Raw genomic sequence first — 23,981 nt, 5'->3', positions numbered from 1 at the left:
CTTGCTGCCGGACAACGCTTCTGTTCGGCTGAGGCATTACGCCAAGATTGGATATGTAATGCCCTGCCGAGTTTTTCTGACCATGTCGATATTAGCGCTGGCGGGCTTTCCAGTGCGGGCAGAAACAATCGTCGACACCGAATTCGCGAAAGCATGCTTGGTAGCAGAGGATGAGACTTTGGAAAATTCGACCCTAAACTGGCAAAAGATCAGATTTCTGGAAGAATTGGACTATTGCTTGATCGCCGTCGCCCAGCACCTGTCGAGCCCAAACAAACTGATCAGTTGGATGAAGGCCAGCGGCTTCCATGTGTCCAATCCTATTGCCTATTCGCGAAAAATTATGTGGGCATCATATAAGTACGACGGAGAGGGAGTTTTGATCAACGGTCGCATTCCAAAGAGGGAATTTCAGTGGAGCATTTACCCTTTGAGAACTTTCGGCGCCTACAGCCTACATTCCGGGATATTGCTTAGGAACAATGGCCATCCGGAATTGGTAACCAGCGTTCTGAACACCAAGTGAGTTCGTCAAACGTAAGGCGAAGAAAACCTCGCCTTACGCGGGTGTCATTCATAAACCCGCTGATCCTCGATCACCAAACCGTCTTTCGGCAGCGATCCGGGGGCGACAACCTCGATGGCGCCTTTCAGTTTCAGCACCTCGGCGACCGATTTGGCATAGGCCGTGTCATCCCCGCCCGGGCTTTCGATCTGGACGGTCATGGTGTCCATCTCACCCTGACGGGCGGCGATCACGCGGGCTTTGACGATCTCGTCGTGTTTTTCGACCAGAGCCGCCACCTGTTCGGGCCGCACGAACATGCCCTTGATCTTGGTGGTCTGATCGGCACGGCCCATCCAGCCCTTGATCCGCATATTGGTCCGACCGCAGGGCGAGACGCCGGGCATCAGCGCCGACAGGTCTCCGGTCGCGAACCGGATCAGGGGATAGTCGGGGTTCAGCGAGGTCACGACAACCTCACCCACTTCACCAATGGCCACAGGAATGCCGGTTCCGGGGGTCACGATCTCGACGATGACATGCTCGTCAATGATCATTCCTTCCATCGCAGCGCTTTCATAGGCGACATTGCCCAGATCAGCCGTGGCATAGCATTGCAGGCAGGAAATCCCGCGATCCGCATATTCCTGACGTAGCGACGGGAACAGCGCACCGCCCCCCACTGCCGCCTTCGAGAAGTTCAGCGCAACGCCCATCGCGTCCGCCTTGTCCAGAATGACCTTCAGATAGTCCGGCGTGCCCGCATAAGCGGTGCATCCGACATCGCGCGCCGCTGTGACCTGCAATTCGGTCTGGCCGGTTCCGGCGGGCAGAACCGCGGCGCCAACCGCACGTGCGCCGTTTTCAAAGATCATGCCCGCAGGTGTCAGGTGATAGCCGAAACAGTTCTGAACGATATCGCCAGCCCCAACACCCACTGCGTTCAGGAACCGCCCCATGCGCCACCAATCGTGATCGGTGCTGCCCGGCTCGTAAATCGGGCCGGGGGATTGGAACACGTGATGAAAGTGCCGCGCCGGTTTCACCGTGAAGCCGCCAAAAGGCGGACGACTGGCTTGCGCGCGGGTCAGGTCCGATTTGCGCAGCACTGGCAACATGGGCAGATCATCCGCAGATTCCACCTTATTAGTGTCTTTTCCTGCCAGATGCGCCGTAAAGCCCGGAGAAGATTTCGCCCGTTCCAGCTGCGCGCGCAAAGCGGCGGCCTGATCCGAGGCGCGTTCGTCGGCTGAGCGCGTTTCGAGTGTGTCGAAATAGGTCATCGCCATATCCTCCATCAGATCACAACCACCGCTTGCGGCGACGGTACGAGCGGACGTCGCGAAAGCTCTTGCGGCCTTCCTCGGACATGCCAAGGTAGAATTCTTTCACATCCGGGTTCTCGCGCAGCTCGGCGGCGGGGCCGTCCATCACCACGCGGCCCGATTCCAGAATGTAGCCGTAATGGGCAAAGCGCAGCGCCACGTTGGTGTTCTGTTCGGCCAGCAGGAAAGACACGCCCTCTTTTTCGTTCAAATCCTTCACGATGCCGAAAATCTCTTCGACCAGTTGCGGCGCCAGACCCATCGAGGGTTCGTCCAGCAGGATCGTCTCGGGCCGTGACATTAGCGCCCGGCCCATCGCCACCATCTGCTGTTCCCCACCCGAGGTATAACCGGCCTGAGATTTGCGACGTTCTTTCAGACGGGGGAAATAACTATAGACCAGTTCCAGATCCTGTTGGATCGCGGCATTGCCGTCTTTACGGGTATAGGCCCCGGTCAACAGGTTTTCCTCGACCGTCAGGTGTTCGAAACAGTGGCGGCCTTCCATCACCTGGATGACGCCCTTTTCCACCAGATCGGCAGGGTCGCTTTCATGCACGCTTTGGCCGCGATATTTGATCGAGCCCTTGGTGACCTCGCCCCGTTCCGAATGCAGCAGGTTCGATACGGCCTTGAGCGTCGTTGTCTTACCCGCACCATTGCCACCCAGCAAAGCCGTGATACCGCCCTTGGGCACGGTCAGGCTGACGCCTTTCAGCACAAGGATCACATGGTTGTAGATCACCTCGATATTGTTGACCTCAAGCAGGGTTTCTGCCTGCACTTCGGTGGTGTGTGCCGCATCAAGCATCAGCGCGTGTCCTCGTGCCTGCCCCCGAAGGAGCTGTTCGTGAGGAGCGGCAGTGCAACCGCCGCTCCGGATTTTCAGCGCCCCGGATCAGGACCGGGACAGGGGGTCGCTTATTCGCAGCGCCCTTCGATGTTGTTTTCGGCGGCATAAGCGGCCGAGTCTTCCTCGATCAGCGCGTTGATCACCTCGACATCGGTTGGCTTGAAGTCCTGAACCGAATTCCAGGTACCTGCGGCGGCATCCCACTGCACGACGCCGACCAGGCCGGGGCCACCGTGGTTGTCACAGCTGACCGAGAATTCAGGCCCGAAGCCCGACATGCCCAAGCCTTCCATCTTGGCGCTGGTGATTTCCAGTGCCTCCATGCCATCGCGCATCATCGACGCGTCGATTTCAGCCGTTCCATGCATGTCCTGCGCAGTCTTCACCGCCTCGGCAGCCAGCATCGCAGCATAGAGACCACGGTTATACTGAACCGTACCAAGCTGATCACCTGCGCCTGCGGCTTTGCCCGCATCGACGACATATTTCTGCAGATCGTCATAGACCGGATAATCCATGCCGAGACCGGTGAAGGTCAGCGCCTTATAGCCAGTGGCTTTATCACCCGCAGGTTCCACGTCGAATTCAGCGCCAGACCACCAGACGCCGATGAAGTTTTCCATAGGGAAGCGGATATTGGCGGCCTCTTGTACGGCAACCTGGTTCATCACGCCCCAGCCCCACATGATCACATAATCGGGCTTTTCACGGCGGATCTGCAGCCACTGCGACTTTTGCTCTTGCCCCGGATGATCCACGGGCAGCAGGGACAGGTCATAGCCATGCTTTTCGGCCAGTGTTTCCAGCGTGCGGATCGGTTCCTTGCCGTAAGCCGAGTTGTGATAGACCAGCGCAATTTTCTTGCCGTTCAGGTCACCGCCATTCTCGTCCAGCAGATAGTTGATCGCGCCCGACGCACCGTTCCAGTAGTTGGCCGGATAGTTGAACACATGGCTGAACACCTTGCCGTTCGCAGCCGAGGTGCGGCCATAGCCCATCGTGTGCAGCGGAATGCCATCTGCGGTCACTTTGGGGATCAGCTGATAGGTAATCCCGGTCGACAACGGCTGATAGACCAGCGCGCCTTCGCCCTTGGTTGATTCATAGCATTCCACGCCTTTTTCGGTGTTATAGCCGGTTTCGCATTCGATCACGCGGGCTGGGACACCTCCGATGCCACCATCGCGCTCGTTCAGCAGGGTGAAATAGTCGGCATAGCCATCCGCAAACGGAATACCGCCTGCCGCATAAGGTCCGGTCCGATAGCTGAGCGACGGGAACACAAGGTCGGCCATGACCGGACCTGCGGCCATCACAGCGCCCAGCGCCAGGGTTGCCAGTTTCTTGTTCATCGGGTGTCTCCTCCCTTGGTTGGTCCGATGTTGGTTTCGGGCTTTCCGCCCGTCTTTTTGATTGGGCCAGCCCCTTAGTGCGGGAACGGCCAGAGTCTGAGTTTCTCTTTCGCCACGCGCCACAGCTGTGCCAGCCCGTGCGGTTCAAGAATCAGGAACATGATGATCAGCGCACCCACGATCACAAGGTTCAGGTGCGCCACAATATCCGTGGGCCAGCCCAGCACATCGACGCCGACCACCTTCAGCACCACCGGCAGCAGCACAAGGAAGGCCGCCCCGGCGAAGGACCCGAAAATCGATCCTAACCCGCCGATAATCACCATGAACAGCACCAGGAATGACTTCTGGATGCCGAACACTTCGCCCACTTCTACCGCGCCCAGATAGACCGCAAAGAACAGCGCACCCGCGATGCCGACAAAGAAAGAGCTGACGGCAAAGGCGCTGATCTTGGCCTTGAGCGGGTTCACCCCGATGATCTCGGCCGCGATGTCCATGTCGCGGATCGCCATCCATGTCCGACCCGTGGTGCCGCGCGTCAGGTTGCGGGCGATGATCGCGGACACAGTCAGGAAGATCAGGCAGAACAGATAGGTGGCCCAGGCCGGAGCATTGGGTCCGGTGATGATGATCCCGAACACGTCCCGCTCGGGCGCGTTGATCTGGCCCGAGGCCGAGTAGTTGTAGAACCACGGCACCCGGTTGAACAGCCACACCAGAAAGAACTGCGCCGCCAGTGTGGCCACCGCCAGATAGAACCCTTTGATCCGCAAGCTTGGCAGGCCGAACAGCACACCGACGATGGCGGTGATCCCGCCCGCAAGCAGCACATGGATGAACATGCTGACATCCGGAAAGGCCGTCATCAGCTTATAGCAAGCATAAGCCCCCACAGCCATGAACCCGCCGGTGCCCAATGACACCTGCCCGCAATAGCCCACCAGAATGTTCAGCCCGATGGCCGCAATGGCATAGATCAGGAACGGCAGCAGCAGCGCGTTGGCCCAATAATCGTTGATGATGAACGGAATGATCCCGAACGCCACCGCCAGCACGACGTAGTACCGATACCGGTCAAACTTGATCGGGAAAGTCTGGCTGTCAGCGACATAGGAGGTTTTGAAATCTCCGGCCTCACGATAGAACATATCTTACTTTCCCCATTCTTCCTGCGCCCGGTTCCGGGTCGCGGCGTCCAGTTGTTTTGATCCCTTGGCGTATCCGCTCGCCTCGGACGAACGCACCAGTTTCATGTAGGCCATGATGCCCGTGACCAGCCCGGCAAAGGCCAGGATCGCCGCGACCACCAACTGAGCGTCCGTCAGGCCTTCGGCGGTGATGGCGATATAGCCAAAAGCCCAGAAGCCGGCCCATGCGATCACGTTGATGATGGCGATCAGCTTTTGCACAGCCTACACCCTCTCAATGATCTTCTCGCCGAACAGACCCTGCGGCCGGAAGACAAGGAAGATCAGCGCCAGCACATAAGCAAACCAGTTCTCGGTCGCGCCACCCAATGCGGGGCCCAGCGCAAACTCGAACAGCTTCTCGCCCACGCCGATGATCAGCCCGCCAACGATGGCCCCGGGGATCGAGGTGAACCCGCCCAGCATCAGCACCGGCAACGCCTTGAGCGCGATCAGGCTCAGCGAGAACTGCACGCCCGACTTGGTGCCCCACATGATCCCCGCGACCAGCGCCACGAACCCGGCCACCGACCAGACCATGACCCAGATGAAGTTCAGCGAAATCCCCACCGACAGCGCCGCCTGATGGTCATCAGCCACCGCGCGCATCGCCCGGCCTTGCTTGGTGTACTGGCTGAACGCAACCAGCGCGGCCACCAACAGCGCGGCAATGACCGTTGCCACAATATCCAGATTGTCGATGAAAAAGCCGTAGTCGAAGATGTTAAAGGTGGTCTCGTCAATCCACAGGTTGATACCCTGCGGCAGCCCCACATCCAGCGTCTTGATCTCGGACCCCCACATCAGGTCGGCCACACCTTCGAGGAAATAGGCCAGACCGATTGTGGCCATGAACAGGATGATCGGTTCCTGCCCGACCAGATGGCGCATGACGAACCGTTGCACCGCCCAGGCCAGCAACACCATCACTGCCATGGTCAGAATAACCGCAAGCAGCGCGGGCACGTTCCAGCCGAAATAATGGATATGCGTGCCGAAAATCGCGTTGATCAGATGCGCAAACGGCACCTGTCCGTTCATGATCCCCACCAGCGTCATCGCCGCAAACAGGGCCATTACCCCTTGGGCATAATTGAAAATCCCCGACGCCTTGTAGATCAGCACAAAGCCCAGCGCGACCAGAGCATAAAGCACCCCGGCCATCAGACCGTTGAGGATGACCTCCATCGCAAAAACGAGTTGTTCAGGCATGCTCGCCTCCCCAAATATCTGCCCGGATATCAGTCATGGCTGACCCCCAGATAAGCGTCGATGACTTCCTGATTGTTGCGCACCTCATCGGGTGTGCCGTCGCCAATCTTCTTGCCGTAATCCATCACGACCACCCGGTCGCTCAGGTCCATCACCACGCCCATATCATGCTCGATCAGGGCGATGGTGGTGCCGAACTCGTCATTCACGTCGAGGATAAAGCGGCTCATGTCCTCTTTCTCTTCGACATTCATCCCCGCCATCGGTTCGTCCAGCAGCAGCAGTTTGGGCTCTGCGGCCAGCGCGCGGGCCAGTTCGACGCGCTTTTTCAAACCGTAAGGCAGGCGCGCGACGGGTGTCTTGCGGATGTGCTGGATTTCCAGAAAATCGATGATCTTCTCGACCGCCTCGCGGTTTTCGGTCTCTTCCGCCTCGGCCTTGCCCTTCCACAGTGCCTGTTGAAGGATGTTGGTTTTCATATAGTTCAGCCGCCCGGTCATGACGTTGTCCAGCACGCTCATGCCTTCGAACAGGGCGATGTTCTGGAACGTCCGCGCGATCCCCTGCCGCGCCACTTCATAGGGACGCATCGGCGGGCGTTTCGCGCCGTGAAACCAGACCTCGCCTTCCTGCGGGACATAAAAGCCCGAAATCACGTTCAGCATCGAGGATTTACCCGCCCCGTTCGGCCCGATGATGGCCCGGATTTCACCCTCGCGAATGTCGAACGAGATATCCTTGATCGCCACCACACCGCCGAACCGCAGGGTGATGTTCTTCATCTCCATCACCACACCGCCGATCTTGCGGCCGTCTTCGGTGACATATCCTTCGGAACTATCCAGCATCAGTCACTCCCTGACACAAAAAACGGGACGGCGGGCGGGGCGATGACCGCAGGTCGAGCGGCGCTCGAACGGCCCTCATTCCGCCGCCACCTTATGCTGTGCGACCGGCACAACCGGCGCGTCGACAATCTCCAGCGTGGCGCTGATCGAGCCCTTGCGACCGTCCTCATACGTCACCTCGGTGGTGGTCGAGACCGACTGGGATCCGTCATAAAGCGCATCGATGATGTCCTGGAATTTCTCTTCCACGAACCGACGCCGCACCTTGCGCGTCCGGGTCATCTCACCATCATCCGCGTCCAGTTCCTTGTGCAGCACCACAAAGCGATGCACCTGACAGCCCGACAGCATCTCATCGGCGGCAACGGATTTGTTCACCGCTTCCACATGGGCCTTGATCGTCTCTAACACACGGGGATGACCCGCCAGTTCCTGATAGGACGCATAGGCCACATTGTTGCGCTCCGCCCAGTTGCCTACCGCTGTCAGGTCGATATTGATGAACGCCACGCAGCGATCCTTGCCGTTGCCAAACAGCACGACCTCAAGAATGTCGGGATAGAATTTCAGCTTGTTCTCGACATATTTCGGCGCAAACATCGACCCGTCGGCCATCTTGCCCACATCCTTGGCGCGGTCGATGATCCGCAGATGGCCGCTGCCTTCCTCGATGAACCCGGCATCCCCGGTGGCCACCCAACCCTCGGCATCCTTGGTCGAGGCGGTCGAATCCGGGTTGTTGTAATATTCAACAAACACCCCGGGCGAGCGGTAGTGGATCTCTCCGCTGTCGTCGATTTTCAACTCAACATCCGGCGCAGGCACGCCCACCGTATCCGCACGCACCTCGCCATCAGGCTGCACGGTGATGAACACGGTCGCTTCGGTCTGGCCATAAAGCTGCTTCAGATTGATGCCCAGCGAGCGGTAGAAATCGAAAATCTCGGGCCCGATCGCCTCACCCGCCGTGTACCCCACACGGAACCGGCCATAGCCCAGAGTGTCCTTGAGCGGCCCGTAAACCAGCAGATTGCCCAGCGCATATTTAATCTTGTCACCAAGACCCACCGGTTTGCCGTCCAGCAGCAGACCACCAACCTTCTTGGCATGGGCCATGAAGTGATGGAACATCCGCTGCTTCAGCTTGCCCGCATCCTCCATCCGGATCATCACATTGGTCAGCTGGGTTTCAAACACGCGCGGCGGGGCGAAGAAATAGGTTGGCCCGATCTCGCGCAGGTCGGTCATCATCGTGTCGGCGCTTTCGGGGCAGTTCACGCAGAAACCGCACCAATAGGCCTGACCAACGGAAAAGATGAAATCGCCCACCCAGGCCATCGGCAGATAAGACAGGATGTCTTCGTTCCGGGTCAGATGATCGAACTCGGCCGAGTTCTTGGCGCTTTCGATCACGTTGCGGTTCGACAGCACCACGCCCTTGGGCTTGCCGGTGGTGCCGGAGGTATAAAGCATCACGCATGTGTCGTCATAGGTGATCGCGGCGATACGCTTGTCCAGTTCCGCATCAAACCGCGCGTGACCGGCGCTGCCTTCGGCCATGATGTCCTCAAGCGCGTTCATCTGGGAATGGTCGTATTTCCGCATCCCCCGCTTGTCGGTATAGAGGATGTGTTTGACCTGATGCACGTTTTCCTGAATTTCGATGACCTTGTCGACCTGCTCCTGATCGCCGCAGACAACGTATTTCGCGCCGCAATGTTCCAGCACATAGGCCATCTCTTCGGCGACCGAGTCCTGATACAGCGGCACAGGTACCGCGCCGACCATCTGCGCGGCAACCATTGACCAGTAATGCGCCGGACGGTTGCGGCCTATGACGGCGATATGGTCGCCCTTTTCGACGCCCAGTTCCAGAAAGCCCAGCGCGATGGCGCGGATTTCCCGCGCGGCCTCGGCCCAGGTCCAGCATTGCCAGATCCCGAATTCCTTTTCGCGGTACGCCGGGGCATCCCCGAACTGCGTGACATTGCGGTGTAACAGCGCCGGAAGGGACTGCATCCCCTCGGCGCCCGACTGCGTCTGAGCCAATCTTCCTCTCCTCCCCATCCGGCCCCTCCTCCGGGCCGGAAATGGCGGGTCCGGGTCGTTGCCCGAACACCTGCGCCCCGATAAGGGACGGTTGCACGATCAGCGTCAACTTTTTCCTGATGTTTTCTCAATTCTTACGAATTGTAACAGGGGTCGTGCCGCCAATCCGGGTGACCTTGGCAACGCCCTTCTTCCCAACGCCTGCAAGCAATGCTATGTGGCCCGTCAAGCTCTTTGGCGATGGCGTCGCCAGAGGTAAATCAGCGACGAACCCCATATCCTGTACGCCGGGACTTTCAATCAGGAGATTGAGGGCCCCGTCCTGATCTCCGCCACAACAGGAGACAGCCATGGCCTGGTCCCCCGACAAAACCGAAGTCAAAAGCTGGAATGAATGGGACACCCTGCGCCACGTCATCGTGGGCCGCGCGGATGACTGCCACATTCCGCCCGAGGAACCCGCGCTGGACGCTAAGGTGCCCGAGGACAGCGACATGCGCGGCCAGTGGGGCCGCCGCCCGCAGGAAACCATCGACCGGGCCAACGAGTTGCTGGACAATTTCGCCGATCAACTGCGCAAGCGCGGTATTCGCGTGGATCGCCCGACGTCGATTGATCATTCGCAACCGGCTACCACTCCGGATTTTCACACCGAAAGCCAGTTCGGCTGTATGCCCCCGCGCGATGTGCTGCTGACCGTTGGGCACGAAATCCTCGAAGCGACGATGTCCTACCGCTGCCGCTGGTTCGAATACCTGAACTATCGCCCCCTGATGCAACAATACTGGGACGAAGACCCGAACTTCCGCCACGAGGCTGCACCCAAGCCGCGCCTGACCGATGCGGATTACCATCCCGATTACCTCAGCGACAAAATCGGCGTCGAAAAGCGCCTGCAATGGGCGGCCGAGAAGTTCTTTGTCACCACCGAAGAAGAGCCCCTGTTCGATGCCGCCGACGTGCTGCGTTTTGGTCGCGATCTGGTGGTCCAGCATGGGTTTACCACCAACCTCAAGGGGATCGAGTGGCTGCGCCGTCACTTCCCCGACCACCGCGTCCACACAGTGAACTTCCCCGGTGACCCCTATCCGATCCATATCGACGCGACGTTTACGCCGCTGCGCCCGGGCCTGATCCTGAACAACCCGCAGCGCCGCCTGCCCGAAGACCAACGCGGCATGTTCGAGAAAAACGGCTGGGAGATCGTGGACGCCGCCCAACCCGCCCACAACACGCCGCCGCCGCTGTGCTATTCCTCGACCTGGCTGTCGATGAACGTGCTGGTACTGGACCCGAAAACCGTCTGTGTCGAAAAGTCCGAGGTCTATCAGGCCGAACAGATGGACAAGCTGGGCATGGAAGTGGTCGAAGTCGAACTCCGCGACGCCTACGCCTTTGGCGGCGGTCTGCATTGCTGCACGGCAGACGTCTACCGCGACGGCGAATGCGAGGATTACTTCCCGAATATGTAAGGTGTTCGGATTGAAGACAGGGTGCCCGGGTTATGCTCGGGCATCTGTGTCCTGCGCCGGAAGACGGTGCTGCTTTGGTGTTGTGGGAATGGAAGCAATGAGCCCAAAGCCCACTATTCAGTGCGCAGCTTAGAGAGCATTGGACACGAGACATTCCCGCTGTCACAGTTGGCTGTAAGCTCGACTAACGCCGCTTCCAAGCGCCTCAGCTCGTCTACCCTTGCACGCACGTTGAAGATATGGAGTTCGGCCAGCTGCTTGACGGATTGACAATCCTCGGCATCGCCTTCGGACAGGTTAAGTAGCGTCTTTGCGTCTGCGAGCGAGAAGCCCAAATCGCGGCATTTCTTTAGGAAACGAAGCCTTCCAATATCATCTGCAGAGTACATCCGCCGGTTATTCGGTGCCCGTGCTGGCTTTGGCACAATCCCTTCGCGCTCGTAGTAGCGGATCGTTTCAATGCCGACGCCGCTTTGACGGGATGCTTCCCCAATCGCAAACACGTGAGATTCCCCAGCTTGATCCTGTAGCGACTACAGAAGTTATACGGAAGAATGTCACTTAGACAACTCCGCGCGAAAAGGGCCGTCAGAAAAAATGCAGAAGTACCTTAGCCTCAGTTACCTGGGATCGCTGTCCGCGCTTGGCGTCGCAACTTGCTGCGTATTGCCCATGACGATGATGCTGCTGGGATTGGGCGGCAGTTGGATGGCAATCTTCGGGAAGATCGCGGCGGCAAGCTACTATGTGCTGGCGATTTCGACCGTACTTGTCGCGGTAACTTGGCGAGTGTCTCATCAGCGCGGATTAATACCAAAGTTGAAGTGGTGGCTTTGGGGAACGACCGCGATAACCGGTCTAGCTTGGGTTGTCGTATTCTACGAGGCCCGGATCAACGATTTCCTGATTATGCAGATGTGAGACAATGACGGACCAAACTCTGGTGCTTGAAAGCACACTGACGTGCCCAAACTGTGGACACAGCGAAACCGAAGAAATGCCGACAGATGCCTGCCAGTGGTTCTATGAGTGCAAGTCGTGCGAAGCAGTTTTGAAACCCATGGAAGGCGATTGTTGTGTATACTGCTCTTACGCCACTGTTCCATGCCCACCAATCCAATTGGGCGGTAGCTGTTGCGGGTAAAGCGAAGGTCGGCTTCGTCCCGCAAATCTGACAAATGACCACAACCTGCCACCAACCCGCAACTACAACCAATCCCGCAGGATCGGAATCAACGGCACATCCGCCGCAGGCACCGGGTAGTTCCGCAGGTCATTCGCCCGCACCCATTTCAGCGCCTGCCCTTCTTTCGACTGCGGGATGCCCTCCCATTTGCGGCAGGCGAACAGCGGCATCAGCAGGTGGAAATCGTCATAGCTGTGGCTGGCGAAGGTCAGCGGCGCGAGGCAGGAGGCCCAGGTGTCGATGCCCAGTTCCTCGTGCAATTCGCGGATCAGTGCGGCCTCGGGGGTTTCGCCGGGTTCGATCTTGCCGCCTGGGAACTCCCACAGACCGGCCATCGATTTGCCCTCGGGGCGTTGGGCCAGCAGAACCCGGCCCTCGATGTCGATCAGGGCGACGGCAGACACTAATACAGTTTTCATGGTCGCAATCCCGGACGCAAAACCGGGCTCCACTTTTGCTGGAATTGCTCCGGTTTCACGAGCGATAATCCGCGTTGATCTCGATATAGCCGTGGGTCAGATCGCAGGTCCAGACGGTGGATTTGCCCGCGCCCAGCCCCAGATCGACGGCAATCACCAGATCCCGACCTTTCATATAGGCGGCGGCGTCATCCTCGCGGTAATCGGGACTGACCCAACCCTTTTCGGCGACCAGAATGTCTCCGAAGGAAATGCTCAGCAGATCACGATCCGCTGCTGCACCGGACTTGCCGATGGCCATGACAATGCGGCCCCAGTTCGGGTCCTCGCCCGCGATGGCGGTTTTCACCAGCGGAGAGTTGGCAATCGCCAGACCGTGTACCTTGGCGTCTGCGTCCGAGGCGGCCCCGGCCACACGAATTTCCACGAATTTCGTGGCCCCCTCACCGTCACGCACCACTTGCTGCGCCAGATCCAGCATCACGCGTTCCAGCGCTTCGGCAAATGCCGCGTTGGTGGTGGCATCGACACCCGACGCCCCGGTAGCACACAGCAGCAGGCTGTCCGAGGTCGACGTATCGCTGTCAACGGTGATGCAGTTGAACGTCCGATCCGTCTGCGCGCCCAGCATCGCCTGCAGGGCCGATTGGTCCACCTGTGCGTCGGTGAAGACGTAGACCAGCATCGTCGCCATATCCGGCGCAATCATGCCGGAACCCTTCGCAATCCCCGCAATAGAGACTGTTTTGCCATCAATCTCGACCTCCGCCGACGCCCCTTTCGGGAAGGTATCCGTGGTCATGATGGCCTTCGCGGCGTCTTCGATGGCGTGCCGGCTGAGGCCCGCCTTCAGCGTCTCAAGCTGGGTCACGATACGCTCATGCGGCAGGGGTTCCCCGATCACGCCGGTGGACGAGGTAAAGACGCGGTTGACCGGGACGCCGGTGGCATCCGCAACGGCCTGCGTCACCTCGGAAACCGAGGTCTGGCCGTAATGCCCGGTGAAGGCGTTGGCGTTGCCCGAGTTCACAAGGATAGCCGCCGGGCCGTCACTTGGCCCGCCGATCTTGTCCTGACAATCCAGCACCGGAGCGGCGCGGGTGGCGGATTTGGTGAATACGCCTGCCACAGATGTTCCGGGGTCCAGCACGGCCAGCATGACATCCGTGCGACCCTGATACCGCACACCTGCCGCGACGGTGGCAAAGCGCACACCGTCAATCGCAGGCAGATCGGGGAAACTGGCCGGGGCCAGCGGCGAAACCTTGGTGATCGTGGCCACGGCAGATTACTCCTGCAGCAGTTCGATCTGGCGCAGCGTTTCGGGGCCTGCCCCTTCCAGCGCCGGACGCTCGATCTGAGCCTGCTGGGTCAGTTCATCGATGCGGGCCTGGATCGCCTCTTGCTGGATGGTCTGAGCCAGTTGATCGCGGATCGTGTCCAGCTCGGGCGCTTCGGATTTGCGGGTATCGTTCAGAATGATGACATGCCAGCCGAACTGGGTTTGAACCGGATCCGACACCTGACCTTTTTCCAAGCCAATCACGGCCTCTTCAAATGCAGGCACCATCTGGCCCTTGCCAAACCAGCCCAGCGCACCGCCATTGGGGCCCGAGGGGCCTGTGGACCGTTCACGCGCAAGCTCGGCAAAATCGGCACCATCGTCCAGTTGCGATTTGATGACCTTGGCCTCTTCCTCGGTATCTACCAGGATATGGCTGGCGTCGAACTCATCCTCGCCCGCAAAATCGGCAAACTGGGCGTCGTAAGCGGCCCGAATGGCCTCATCCGTGACGGCGGCATCGGTCAGGGCCTCGACCGCCTGCACCGCTTTCAACGAGCGACGCTCATTTTCAAGCGCGATTTCGTTCAGTTTGGACAGGTCGCCCTGTTCCTGGCTCAGCAATTGCTGCTGGATCAGCTGTTCCAGGATGAAGTCGAACAGCACGTCATCTTCAGCCTGCTGATACTGCGCCGGAAGGTTCGTGGCCATGGCGATAACGTGACCCAATGTGATCTCATCCCCGTTCACACGGGCGACGACGGTGCCTGCATCAGGCTTGGTTTCGGCGGCCAGCGGCAGGGCCATCACGGCAGCAAGCGCCAGAGATGGCAGAAAAGTGAGGCCTTTGGGCATGGATCAATCCTATTTCTTTGCCGCGACAGGGCGCAGCGTTGACACTTCAGAACCTGCCGCTTACATCGCTTTGAAGCCTTGGACAGGGCCGCCTTTCACCCCCCGTATCTATGGGTTGCGCGCAAGGTGGGCAAGCCTGTCGCAACCAAGACAAGAACAGATCCGCTGGAGTGAACATGCTGGGACTCGGAACGCTCGCCAAAAAGGTGTTCGGAACACCGAACGACCGCAAGATCAAGGCGACCCGCCCCCTGATCGAAAAGATCAACGCGCTGGAGCCCGAGTTCGAGAACCTGTCCGACGAAGGGCTGATCGAAAAGACCGCCGAGCTGCGCAAACGCGCGCTGGATGGCGAAAGCCTGGATGACCTGCTGCCCGAAGCCTTTGCCAATGTGCGCGAAGGGGCCAAGCGCGCGCTGGGTCTGCGCGCCTTTGACGTGCAGCTAATGGGCGGTGCGTTTCTGCATCAGGGCAACATCTCGGAAATGAAAACGGGTGAGGGCAAAACACTGGTCGCCACCTTCCCCGCCTATCTGAACGCGCTGACCGGCAAGGGTGTGCACGTCGTCACCGTCAACGAATACCTCGCCAAGCGGGATGCCGAGTGGATGGGCAAGGTGTTCGCCGCCGTGGGTATGACCACCGGCGTGATCTGGTCCGGCCAACCGGATGCCGAGAAAAAGGCCGCTTATGCCTGTGACGTGACCTATGCCACCAATAATGAGCTGGGTTTCGACTATCTGCGCGACAATATGAAGGCCGATCTGGCCGAGATTTACCAGAAGCACCACAATTTCGCGATTGTGGACGAGGTCGACTCGATCCTGATCGATGAGGCGCGGACACCGCTGATCATCTCGGGCCCGTCGCAGGACCGCTCGGATCTTTACACCGCGATTGATGCGCTGATCCCGTCGCTGAGTGACGATCATTTCTCGCTGGATGAAAAGTCCCGCAACGTGACCTTCACCGATGAGGGCAACGAATTCCTTGAACAGCAATTGCTGGACGCGGGACTGATCCCCGAAGGCCATTCCCTGTATGATCCGGAAAGCACCACGGTGGTGCATCACGTCAACCAGGGTCTGCGCGCGCATAAACTGTTCCAGCGCGACAAGGATTACATTGTCCGTGACGGCAATGTGGTGTTGATCGACGAATTCACCGGCCGAATGATGCCGGGCCGCCGCCTGTCCGAAGGTCTGCATCAGGCGATTGAGGCCAAGGAAAACGTCCAGATCCAGCCCGAAAACGTGACGCTGGCCAGTGTGACCTTCCAGAACTACTTCCGCCTTTATGACAAGCTGGGCGGCATGACCGGCACGGCGCTGACCGAGGCCGAAGAATTTGCTGAAATCTACGGCCTGGGCGTCGTCGAAGTGCCGACCAATAAACCGATTGCCCGTCTGGACGAGGACGATCAGGTCTATCGCACCGCGATGGAGAAATACGGCGCGATCATCCAGGAGGCGAAAGAGGCCAGCGCCAAGGGTCAGCCGGTGCTGATCGGCACCACCTCGATCGAGAAATCCGAAGTGCTCAGCCAGATGCTGACCAAAGAAGGCATCGAGCATAACGTCCTGAACGCCCGCCAGCATGAACAAGAGGCCCAGATCGTTGCCGATGCTGGCCGCTATGGCGCGGTGACCATCGCCACCAACATGGCCGGTCGGGGCACCGATATTCAGCTGGGCGGCAACGTGGAAATGAAGGTTCTGCAGGCACTGGCCGAAAACCCCGAGGCCGATCCCGTCGAACTGCGCGCTGCGGAAGAGGCGCGTCATGCTGAAGAAAAACAGAAGGTGCTGGAGGCCGGTGGCCTTTACGTCATGGCCTCGGAACGGCACGAAAGCCGCCGTATCGACAACCAGCTTCGCGGCCGCTCGGGCCGTCAGGGCGACCCGGGCCGCACTGTGTTCTACCTGAGCCTCGAAGACGACCTGATGCGCATCTTCGGCTCGGAACGGCTGGACAAGGTGCTGACCACGCTGGGCATGAAGGAAGGCGAGGCCATCGTCCACCCCTGGGTGAACAAGTCGCTGGAACGGGCGCAATCCAAGGTCGAAGGCCGTAACTTTGACATGCGCAAGAACGTGTTGAAGTTCGACGATGTGATGAACGATCAGCGGAAAGTGGTCTTTAGCCAACGGCGCGAGATCATGTCCGCAGACGACCTGTCCGAGATCGTGTCGGACATGCGCGAGCAGGTGATCGACGATCTGATCGACGAATACATGCCGCCGAAATCCTATGCCGATCAGTGGGATACCGATGGTCTGCACGAGGCGATCAAGGACAAGCTGACCATTGACGCGCCGGTTCAGGACTGGGCCGCCGAGGAAGGCGTGGATGACGAACAGGTCCGCGAGCGTCTGATCAAGGCCGCCGATGAGATGATGGCGCAGAAGGCCGTGGCCTTTGGCCCCGAGAACATGCGCAACATCGAAAAACAGGTCCTGCTGCAAACCATCGACAGCAAATGGCGCGAGCATCTGCTGACGCTGGAGCATCTGCGTTCAGTCGTGGGTTTCCGCGGGTATGCCCAGCGCGATCCGCTGAACGAATACAAGACCGAAAGCTTCCAACTGTTCGAAGGCATGCTGGACTCCTTACGCGAAACCGTATCGCAGCAACTGTCTCGCGTACGCCCGCTGACCGAGGAAGAGCAAAAGGAAATGCTGGCCCAGATGGCCGCGCAACAGGCGCAGGCGCAGCAGGCGGTCGATCAGGCCGCAGGTCAGGCCGAGGCAAAGGCAGAAGCCGCCGCCTCGGGCGATGCGTTGCCGGGCTTTGACGAAAACGATCCCGCGACCTGGGGCAATCCAAAGCGCAATGATCCCTGCCCGTGCGGGTCTGGCAAGAAATTCAAACATTGCCATGGCAGACTGACCTAACGTCAACGTTAACCAATCACAATGAGTCCGTCTCGCGGCCACAAATTGGCCTCGATTCGGGGCGAATGTCCGACTCGCTCCTTCAACTGGGGAGGGTGTCTTGTTTGTAGTACGGAATTACGTGACCATGTGCGGCACAGTAGCCTGTGCCCTGGCGATTGGTTACCTGATGCAAAATGGAAGTGCTGCGCAGCCGAACGGGGCGCAGGATACTGCCTCTTTGACCAATCAGAATTCGGTTCTGGCAGGGCTGGACAGCATCGTCCTGACATCTGCCTCCCCCAATGACGCCGACAGCGGCCAAAAGACCGTCACAGTTGAACCCACGCGCGCTGAACCGCAGGCCAGAGAACCGCATCAAAACTGCAACCTGACCGCGCGGGCCATTGCCGTACCCGGTGCGCAGGCCCGGCTAAGCATCAAATCCCCCTGCCAAAGCAACGCACGGGTGAATATTCATCACAGCGGCCTGACCGTGACTCAGATCACCGACGAAAACGGTGCGCTGAACGTGACCATCCCGGCGCTTTCGGAATACGCGATCTTCCTGATCTCGTTCCCGGATCAATCCGGTACCGTCGCCACAACCCATGTGCCTGACATCAACCAATTCGACCGCGTCGCGCTGCAATGGCAAGGCGATACGGCCCTGCAGATCCACGCATTGGAATTTGGTGCAAGCTATGGCGGTGACGGCCATGTCTGGGCGGACAGCACAACAGCAGGGGCGGGCAGCGTCGTAAGCCTGGGCCACACCGGTCTTGTCGACGCCAATAATATCGAGATCTACTCTTTCCCGGCGGGCCAATCGCAACAATCCGGAACCATCGATCTGACGGTCGAGGCCGAGGTCACAGAAACCAACTGCGGTCGCGACCTGAACGTGCAATCCATCGAATTGCGGGCAGACAACCGCCTGCGGTCCCGCGACCTGAGCCTCGCCGTGCCGGACTGCACGCAAACCGGTGAGTTTCTGGTGTTGAATAATCTGCTCTCAGACCTGACAATTGCGGCAAAGTAATCCGCAGGCAGGCTCGGCTCTCTTATGACATTTTTCCGTGTGGCGGTGGCCGCGCTGATTTCCGCAATCCTTGGAACCGGTGCGGCAGCACAGGACATCACGCTCACCTCGCATGACGGCAAAGTCGAAATCACTGGCAACCTGCTGGGTTTCGACGGCGAATTCTACCGCGTGGACACTCAGTTCGGCGAGCTGACGGTCGACGGCTCGGGCGTCACCTGCGACGGCCCCGCTTGCCCGAACCTGATCGATTTCGTGGCCGAGGTCCGGTTTTCCGGCTCGTCCGTGATGGCCGAAACAGTTCTGCCCGCGCTGATCATCGGCTTTGCCCGGCAAGAGGGGCTGACTGCCACGCCAAAGCGCGTGGATGAACGCACCTTTGCATACGAACTGTTTCAGGCCGACCGGCAGGCCCCGCTGGCCCGTCTGTTCTTCCGCGTAGGCAATACGGATCAGGGATTTGCCGACCTGACCCAAAACACCGCCGACATCGTCATGGCCCTGCGCGAAATCCGCGAGGGCGAAGTTGATGCGGCCCAACAGGCCGGGCTGGGCGATCTGACCCACGCGCGCCAGTCCCGCGTCATTGCACTGGATGCCATCGTGCCGGTGGTGGCCAAAGACAATATCGCGGCGCAGATTTCTCCGGCTGATCTGGCCCGCGTACTGGCGGGTGAGGTCACCAACTGGTCCGATCTGGGCGGGCCCGACGCGCCGATCGCGTTGCATATGCCCGATGCCGGGTCTGGTCTGGCGCAGGCGGTTGAGGACCAGATTTTGGCACCCGTGGGCACAGACCTGACATCCGGCGTAATACGCCACGCACGCAACAGCGATCTGGTGCAGGCGGTGGCAAAGGACTCATTCGCCATTGGGATCACCAGCCATGCCTCGGCTGATGCCGCCCGTGCCCTGCCCCTGACGGGCGGATGCGGCCACGGGCTGGCCGCAACGCGCCACGCCATCAAGACCGAAGATTACCCGCTGACCCTGCCCATGTTCCTCTATCTGCCGGAACGCCGCCTGCCCCGGATCGCGCGGCAGTTTCTGGCCTATAGCCAAAGCGCTGACGCCCAGATGGCGATCCGGCAAGCCGGGTATGTGGATCAGGCGCCTGAAACCACGCGGATCGGGTTGCAAGGGGATCGCCTGTCCAACGCCATCGTCTCGGGCGGGGCCGAGGTCGGGCTGGAGGAAATCCAGCGCATGATCCAAGCCCTGCGCCCCATGGCCCGCCTGTCCCTGTCGGTTCGGTTCGAGCCCGGATCGTCCCGTCCCGACGCGCAATCGCGGTCGAACATCCTGTATCTGGCACAGGCGCTGGAGACCGGCACCCTGAACGCGCGCAAGCTGGCCTTTGTTGGCTTCAGCGATGGGGACGGGGCCGCCGCCACCAATGCCCGCATTGCCCTGCGCCGCGCTCAAACCGTTCGCAACGCTGTCCTGGCTGCGGTTGAAACCGAAATCCCCGACAGTATCGACATCTCGGTCGAAGGCTTTGGCGAGGCCATGCCCATGGCCTGCGATGACACTGAATGGGGCCGCAAGGTCAACCGGCGTGTCGAAATCTGGATCGAGTAACTCCCGCATCTTCTTCTCGTAAAAAATACGGTGGGGGTGAATTGACCCGCAGGATCAAAAGGGGGCAACGCCCCCTACAAATACCCCTCGGACCGAAAACTCAGCTCGGTCGATTTTCCGATTATCAGATGATCATGCAACGTCAGACCCAGCGCCGTGCAGGCATCGTGAATCCGGTTGGTCATGTCGATATCCGACTGAGACGGAGTCGGGTCGCCGGACGGGTGATTATGCACCAGTATCAGGGCCGAGGCATTCAGCTCCAACGCCCGTTTCGCGACCTCGCGCGGATAGACAGGTACATGATCCACCGTCCCCTTGGCCTGCTCCTCATCCGCGATCAGCACGTTCTTGCGGTCCAGATAGAACACCCGGAACTGTTCGATCTCGCGATGGGCCATGGTGGTGTGGCAGTAGTCCAGCAGGGCATCCCATCCGGAAATCACATGCCGCTGCATCACCCGCGCGCGGGCCATCCGGTGGGCGCAGGCTTCGAGGATTTTCAGGTCGGTGATCACTGTCTCGCCAACACCTTTGATCTGGCGCAGCCGTTCTTCAGGCGCGGTCAGCACGCGATTGAAATCCCCGAACGTATCCATCAGCCGCCGCGCCAGGGGTTTCACGTCCTGCCGGGGGATCGAGCGGAACAGGACCAGTTCCAGCAACTCATAATCCGGCATCGCTGCCGACCCGCCCGACATGAACCGCTCACGCAGTCGTTTGCGGTGGTCCTTGATGTATGACGGCAACCTGCCACTCGGCAGTGGCTGTGCTGGTGCTTCGTCCGTGTCGAACAGCATGGGGGCTTCGGCAAAGGCGTCCTGTGTCATGGGCTAACCTTGACGCAGAATCGGTTTCTGATTGGTTAACGCACCTCACCCGCCAGCCGCGTCGTGGCCCGGCGAACCCCCATGTGCAGCAGGATGGAAAAGACCCCCAAAGTCAGCATCGCCGCAAACATCAGGTCCGTCTTCGCGCGGCCATTGGCCAGCAGCATCAGATAGCCCAACCCTTGCGACGACCCCACCCATTCACCGATCACCGCCCCGATGGGCGCATAGACCGCCGCCAGACGCATCCCCGAGGCCAAGGACGGCAGCGCCGCCGGAATACGGATATACCACAGCACCGCCCGCTTGCTGGCCTGCATGGTCCGCGCAAGGTCCAGATAACCGGGCGGCGTCCGCATCAGACCGTCAAAGAAAGACGAGGTGATCGGGAAATAGATGATCAGCACCGCCATCGCCACCTTGGACCAAAGCCCATAGCCCAGCCACAGGGTCAGCAGCGGGGCCAGCGCAAAGACCGGCAGCGCTTGCGTAAAGACCAGCATCGGCTGCACCAGCACCCGCGCCGCCCGCGAATTGGCCAATTGCAGCGCCGTGACGACGCCCAGCACCGTACCAACACCCAGACCGATCACCACTTCGACCGCAGTGATCCATGTGTGCTCGGCGATCAGCCAGCGATTCTGCCACCATGTCTCGGCCACAAGCGCCGGGCTAGGCAGGATGAATTTCGGCAGGCCGGTGATCCAGACGATCCCCTGCCAAACCGCCACCGAGAACACAGCCGCCGCTAGGGCCGAAAGGTATCTCATGCCGCCTCCCGCATCAGGCGCAACAGGGCCCCTTGGGTTTCCAATGTCTCAAGATCGTCCACATGGCGCGGTGCGCGCGCGCGCGGAGGTTCACACGCAGTCAGCCCCTGCTGCGTCATCACTACGATGGACTGACCCAGCCGCGCGGCCTCGGCCGGATCATGGGTGACCAACAGCACGGTCCGGCCCTGCAACGCCTCTGCCGCCAGATCCTGCATATCCGCGCGCGTGCGGGCATCGAGGGCCGAGAACGGCTCATCCAGCAGCACAATCGGCCGATCCTCCATCAGCGTTCGGGCCAAAGCCACGCGCTGTCGCTGGCCGCCGGACAATTCACAAGGTTTCTTGGCCATGTGGTCCTGCAGGCGCATTCGCTGGATAAGGCGGTCGCGCCGCCCCAGGTCGGGCTTCTCACCCCGCAGCCGTGCACCCAACGAGACATTCTGCGCCACTGTGGCCCAAGGCAGCAGCAAATCGTCCTGCGCCATATAGGCCACGCGGTCCGGGACTGGTTGCGCGTCGCTTGCGGTGATCTCGCCGGTGAACGCCGCTCCGGTTTCCAAACCGGCAATCAGGCGCAGGACCGTGGTTTTGCCAACGCCCGATCCGCCCAGCAGGCAGGTCCACTGCCCCGCCGCAAGGGTCAGGGTCAGCGGCGCGAACAAAGGCGCGTCGCCAATATTCGCCCGCCCATTGACGGTCAGATCGGGTGCGGGGGTCACGGGGTCAGACCCATTTGCCAGAAATTGACCTCCAGCTCGGTGGCCGTTCGGAAGGTCTTGCAAAGGCGATCCCAACGAGGTGAGGCCCTGAAATCCGGTCCAATCCGCCGTGTCAGAGCCGAATCCATCAACTCACCAATCGCCTTGCACCCGGCTTGGTACTCGTCGCTGGCATAGGTGTTGATCCAATCGCGATATGTCTCGGATGTGGCCTCGGACGCCAACCGGGTGCCGATCTCGCCATATCCCATAACGCAGGGCGCCAAAGCGGCAAGCAGATCCAGCAGATCCCCGCTATACCCCGCCTCAAGCACAAAGCGGGTATAGGCAAGGTTCTCGGTCCGTTCGGGCGTCGCGAACAACGCCTTCTGAGTAATCCCGGCCGCCTGACATATCGCGATATGCAACTGCATCTCTTCCCCGACCAGAGCATTCACGGTTTCCGCTGCCGCCAGCATTTCCGCATGCGTTTCCGACTTGACCACCGCCAGCGCCCAGGCGCGACTAAAATGGATCAGGAACACATAATCCTGACGCAGGTAATGCAGGAACGCGTCGCGCGGCAGCGTCCCGTCCTTCATCCCTTCGACAAAGGCGTGGCGGGTATAGTCCCGCCACGGCCCCTGCGCCGCATCGCGCATCAGCGCGAAGGCGTTGCCGTACCCCCTCATTGCGCGGTCACGTCGATGGTGATGTCGCTGACCGGTGTAAGGCTGTCGACCATGCCGCTTTCGTTCAAAAACGCCTCGAACCTTGCATAACGACCGGCGTCAAAGCCCGCAGGACGCAGCGCAAAACGCGGCAGCGTGTCGATCCAGGCACGGGCGTTCAGCTCATCCTGCAACTCGGGCGAGGTAGAGGCAAAGATCTCCCAGCTTTGTTCCGGGTTGTTGACGATGAACTGCGTCGCCTTTTCGGTGGCTGCCAGGAACCGGGCGATCATGTCTTTGTCCATCGTTTCGGGGTTTGCGACATAGATCAGCTCGTCATAGGACGGCACACCCTCTTCCTCGATATAGAAACAGGTGCCCGGACGGCCTTCGATATCCATCTGGTTCAGTTCGAAATTGCGATAGGCGCCGATGACGGCATCCACCTGCCCGGACATCAGCGAGGGCGAGAGCGAGAAGTTGACGTTGATCAGTTCAACGTCGTCCAGCGTGACGTCGTATTTGCCCAGCACGGTGCCCAGAACAGCCTCTTCCACGCCCGCAACCGAGTACCCGATTTTCTTGCCCTTCAGGTCCGCAGGCGATTTGATCGGACCGTCTTTCAGCACCAGAAGGCAACTCAACGGGGTCGCAACCAGCGTCCCAACACGTTTCAGCGGCAGACCCTCGTGGATCTGAAGATGCAGTTGCGGCTGATAAGACACGGCAAGTTCCGCCTGACCGGCGGCCACCAGACGCGGCGGGGCCGAGGGGTCGGCGGGCGGAATGATCTCGACCTGCAATCCTTCGTCGGCGAAATATCCGTTTTCCTGAGCCACGATGATCGGGCCATGGTCGGGGTTGATGAACCAGTCCAGCAGCACGGTCATCTTGTCTTCGGCCCAGGCCGGCGCAGCGGCCAGAAGGGCGATGGCTGTCATCAGCTTTTTCATGTCTCGCGTTTC

General features: G+C 60.0%; 24 protein-coding genes. 7 read left to right on the top strand and 17 right to left on the bottom strand.

Annotated features, from left to right (window positions below):
* Window position 1 precedes the first annotated feature (1 nt).
* Window positions 2-526: a hypothetical protein gene (locus ACR0KJ_RS09245; protein ID WP_480626503.1), complete on the top strand. Its 525-nt coding sequence runs from the start codon at window positions 2-4 to the stop codon at window positions 524-526.
* Between the two features lie 44 nt (window positions 527-570).
* On the opposite strand, the gene ACR0KJ_RS09240 is transcribed toward ACR0KJ_RS09245, so the two are convergent.
* The 8 genes from ACR0KJ_RS09240 to ACR0KJ_RS09205 form a co-directional block, all read right to left on the bottom strand.
* Window positions 571-1,788 carry an acyl-CoA synthetase family protein gene (locus ACR0KJ_RS09240; protein WP_170453423.1) on the bottom strand — a complete coding sequence of 406 codons (1,218 nt, stop codon included), beginning with the start codon at window positions 1,786-1,788 and terminating at the stop codon, window positions 571-573.
* Between the two features lie 19 nt (window positions 1,789-1,807).
* Window positions 1,808-2,641 (bottom strand): ABC transporter ATP-binding protein, encoded by an 834-nt coding sequence (locus tag ACR0KJ_RS09235; RefSeq protein WP_170453422.1) that lies wholly within the window; start codon window positions 2,639-2,641, stop codon window positions 1,808-1,810.
* A gap of 110 nt (window positions 2,642-2,751) precedes the next feature.
* Entirely contained in the window at window positions 2,752-4,035 is a 1,284-nt protein-coding gene (locus ACR0KJ_RS09230; protein WP_480626502.1) for an ABC transporter substrate-binding protein, read from the bottom strand.
* Window positions 4,036-4,109: 74 nt separating this feature from the next.
* Window positions 4,110-5,186 (bottom strand): branched-chain amino acid ABC transporter permease, encoded by a 1,077-nt coding sequence (locus tag ACR0KJ_RS09225; RefSeq protein ID WP_170453420.1) that lies wholly within the window; start codon window positions 5,184-5,186, stop codon window positions 4,110-4,112.
* Window positions 5,187-5,189: 3 nt separating this feature from the next.
* Window positions 5,190-5,447: a hypothetical protein gene (locus tag ACR0KJ_RS09220; RefSeq protein ID WP_170453419.1), complete on the bottom strand. Its 258-nt coding sequence runs from the start codon at window positions 5,445-5,447 to the stop codon at window positions 5,190-5,192.
* 3 nt (window positions 5,448-5,450) lie between these two features.
* Window positions 5,451-6,437, bottom strand: coding sequence for a branched-chain amino acid ABC transporter permease (locus tag ACR0KJ_RS09215; protein ID WP_170453418.1), 987 nt, complete (start codon window positions 6,435-6,437; stop codon window positions 5,451-5,453).
* Window positions 6,438-6,466: 29 nt separating this feature from the next.
* Window positions 6,467-7,285 (bottom strand): ABC transporter ATP-binding protein, encoded by an 819-nt coding sequence (locus ACR0KJ_RS09210; protein ID WP_170453417.1) that lies wholly within the window; start codon window positions 7,283-7,285, stop codon window positions 6,467-6,469.
* 75 nt (window positions 7,286-7,360) lie between these two features.
* Window positions 7,361-9,304 carry an AMP-binding protein gene (locus tag ACR0KJ_RS09205; RefSeq protein WP_480626606.1) on the bottom strand — a complete coding sequence of 648 codons (1,944 nt, stop codon included), beginning with the start codon at window positions 9,302-9,304 and terminating at the stop codon, window positions 7,361-7,363.
* A gap of 380 nt (window positions 9,305-9,684) precedes the next feature.
* Here ACR0KJ_RS09205 and ACR0KJ_RS09200 point away from each other — a divergent pair, with 380 nt between their 5' ends.
* Window positions 9,685-10,806: an amidinotransferase domain-containing protein gene (locus ACR0KJ_RS09200; RefSeq protein WP_170623438.1), complete on the top strand. Its 1,122-nt coding sequence runs from the start codon at window positions 9,685-9,687 to the stop codon at window positions 10,804-10,806.
* Between the two features lie 113 nt (window positions 10,807-10,919).
* On the opposite strand, the gene ACR0KJ_RS09195 is transcribed toward ACR0KJ_RS09200, so the two are convergent.
* Window positions 10,920-11,309 (bottom strand): MerR family transcriptional regulator, encoded by a 390-nt coding sequence (locus tag ACR0KJ_RS09195; RefSeq protein WP_170623440.1) that lies wholly within the window; start codon window positions 11,307-11,309, stop codon window positions 10,920-10,922.
* Window positions 11,310-11,403: 94 nt separating this feature from the next.
* On the opposite strand from ACR0KJ_RS09195, the gene ACR0KJ_RS09190 reads away from it, so the two are divergent.
* Window positions 11,404-11,727, top strand: a complete 324-nt coding sequence (locus ACR0KJ_RS09190) for a hypothetical protein (RefSeq protein ID WP_170520999.1) — start codon at window positions 11,404-11,406, stop codon at window positions 11,725-11,727.
* 4 nt (window positions 11,728-11,731) lie between these two features.
* Window positions 11,732-11,950, top strand: a complete 219-nt coding sequence (locus ACR0KJ_RS09185) for a GDCCVxC domain-containing (seleno)protein (RefSeq protein WP_480626501.1) — start codon at window positions 11,732-11,734, stop codon at window positions 11,948-11,950.
* Between the two features lie 62 nt (window positions 11,951-12,012).
* On the opposite strand, the gene mutT is transcribed toward ACR0KJ_RS09185, so the two are convergent.
* Genes mutT through ACR0KJ_RS09170 form a run of 3 tightly spaced genes read right to left on the bottom strand, consistent with a single transcriptional unit; the run spans window position 12,013 to window position 14,548 of the window.
* Window positions 12,013-12,411, bottom strand: a complete 399-nt coding sequence (gene mutT, locus ACR0KJ_RS09180) for an 8-oxo-dGTP diphosphatase MutT (protein ID WP_480626500.1) — start codon at window positions 12,409-12,411, stop codon at window positions 12,013-12,015.
* A 55-nt stretch (window positions 12,412-12,466) separates the two neighbouring features.
* A complete protein-coding gene (gene argJ, locus ACR0KJ_RS09175; protein ID WP_480626499.1) occupies window positions 12,467-13,693 on the bottom strand; it encodes a bifunctional glutamate N-acetyltransferase/amino-acid acetyltransferase ArgJ in 1,227 nt (408 codons plus the stop codon).
* Between the two features lie 6 nt (window positions 13,694-13,699).
* Window positions 13,700-14,548 (bottom strand): peptidylprolyl isomerase, encoded by an 849-nt coding sequence (locus ACR0KJ_RS09170; protein WP_170453412.1) that lies wholly within the window; start codon window positions 14,546-14,548, stop codon window positions 13,700-13,702.
* A gap of 176 nt (window positions 14,549-14,724) precedes the next feature.
* On the opposite strand from ACR0KJ_RS09170, the gene secA reads away from it, so the two are divergent.
* The 3 genes from secA (at window position 14,725) to ACR0KJ_RS09155 (ending at window position 20,044) form a co-directional block, all read left to right on the top strand.
* Window positions 14,725-17,442: a preprotein translocase subunit SecA gene (gene secA, locus ACR0KJ_RS09165; protein ID WP_170453411.1), complete on the top strand. Its 2,718-nt coding sequence runs from the start codon at window positions 14,725-14,727 to the stop codon at window positions 17,440-17,442.
* A 100-nt stretch (window positions 17,443-17,542) separates the two neighbouring features.
* Window positions 17,543-18,463 carry a hypothetical protein gene (locus tag ACR0KJ_RS09160; protein WP_480626498.1) on the top strand — a complete coding sequence of 307 codons (921 nt, stop codon included), beginning with the start codon at window positions 17,543-17,545 and terminating at the stop codon, window positions 18,461-18,463.
* Window positions 18,464-18,487: 24 nt separating this feature from the next.
* A complete protein-coding gene (locus tag ACR0KJ_RS09155) occupies window positions 18,488-20,044 on the top strand; it encodes a phosphate ABC transporter substrate-binding/OmpA family protein (protein ID WP_480626497.1) in 1,557 nt (518 codons plus the stop codon).
* 74 nt (window positions 20,045-20,118) lie between these two features.
* Here ACR0KJ_RS09155 and radC read toward each other — a convergent pair whose 3' ends face one another.
* From radC to ACR0KJ_RS09130, 5 genes are read right to left on the bottom strand one after another with little or no spacing between them, the layout of a single operon-like run.
* Window positions 20,119-20,874 carry a RadC family protein gene (gene radC, locus ACR0KJ_RS09150; protein WP_170453408.1) on the bottom strand — a complete coding sequence of 252 codons (756 nt, stop codon included), beginning with the start codon at window positions 20,872-20,874 and terminating at the stop codon, window positions 20,119-20,121.
* 35 nt (window positions 20,875-20,909) lie between these two features.
* Entirely contained in the window at window positions 20,910-21,644 is a 735-nt protein-coding gene (locus tag ACR0KJ_RS09145; RefSeq protein ID WP_170453407.1) for an ABC transporter permease, read from the bottom strand.
* The gene (locus ACR0KJ_RS09140) at window positions 21,641-22,366 is read right to left on the bottom strand and encodes an ABC transporter ATP-binding protein (protein WP_480626496.1); all 726 of its coding nucleotides are present in this window, start codon (window positions 22,364-22,366) and stop codon (window positions 21,641-21,643) included. The genes ACR0KJ_RS09145 and ACR0KJ_RS09140 overlap by 4 nt, the downstream gene beginning before the upstream one ends.
* Window positions 22,363-23,037, bottom strand: a complete 675-nt coding sequence (gene tenA / locus ACR0KJ_RS09135) for a thiaminase II (protein ID WP_480626495.1) — start codon at window positions 23,035-23,037, stop codon at window positions 22,363-22,365. The genes ACR0KJ_RS09140 and tenA overlap by 4 nt, the downstream gene beginning before the upstream one ends.
* Window positions 23,034-23,969: an ABC transporter substrate-binding protein gene (locus ACR0KJ_RS09130; protein WP_170453404.1), complete on the bottom strand. Its 936-nt coding sequence runs from the start codon at window positions 23,967-23,969 to the stop codon at window positions 23,034-23,036. The genes tenA and ACR0KJ_RS09130 overlap by 4 nt, the downstream gene beginning before the upstream one ends.
* Between the last annotated feature and the right edge of the window lie 12 nt (window positions 23,970-23,981).

It is taken from the genome of Ruegeria sp. AD6 (assembly GCF_056542325.1).
The sequence above is the reverse complement of the archived record's forward strand: the minus strand, read 5'-3'. Positions and strand labels throughout refer to the sequence as shown.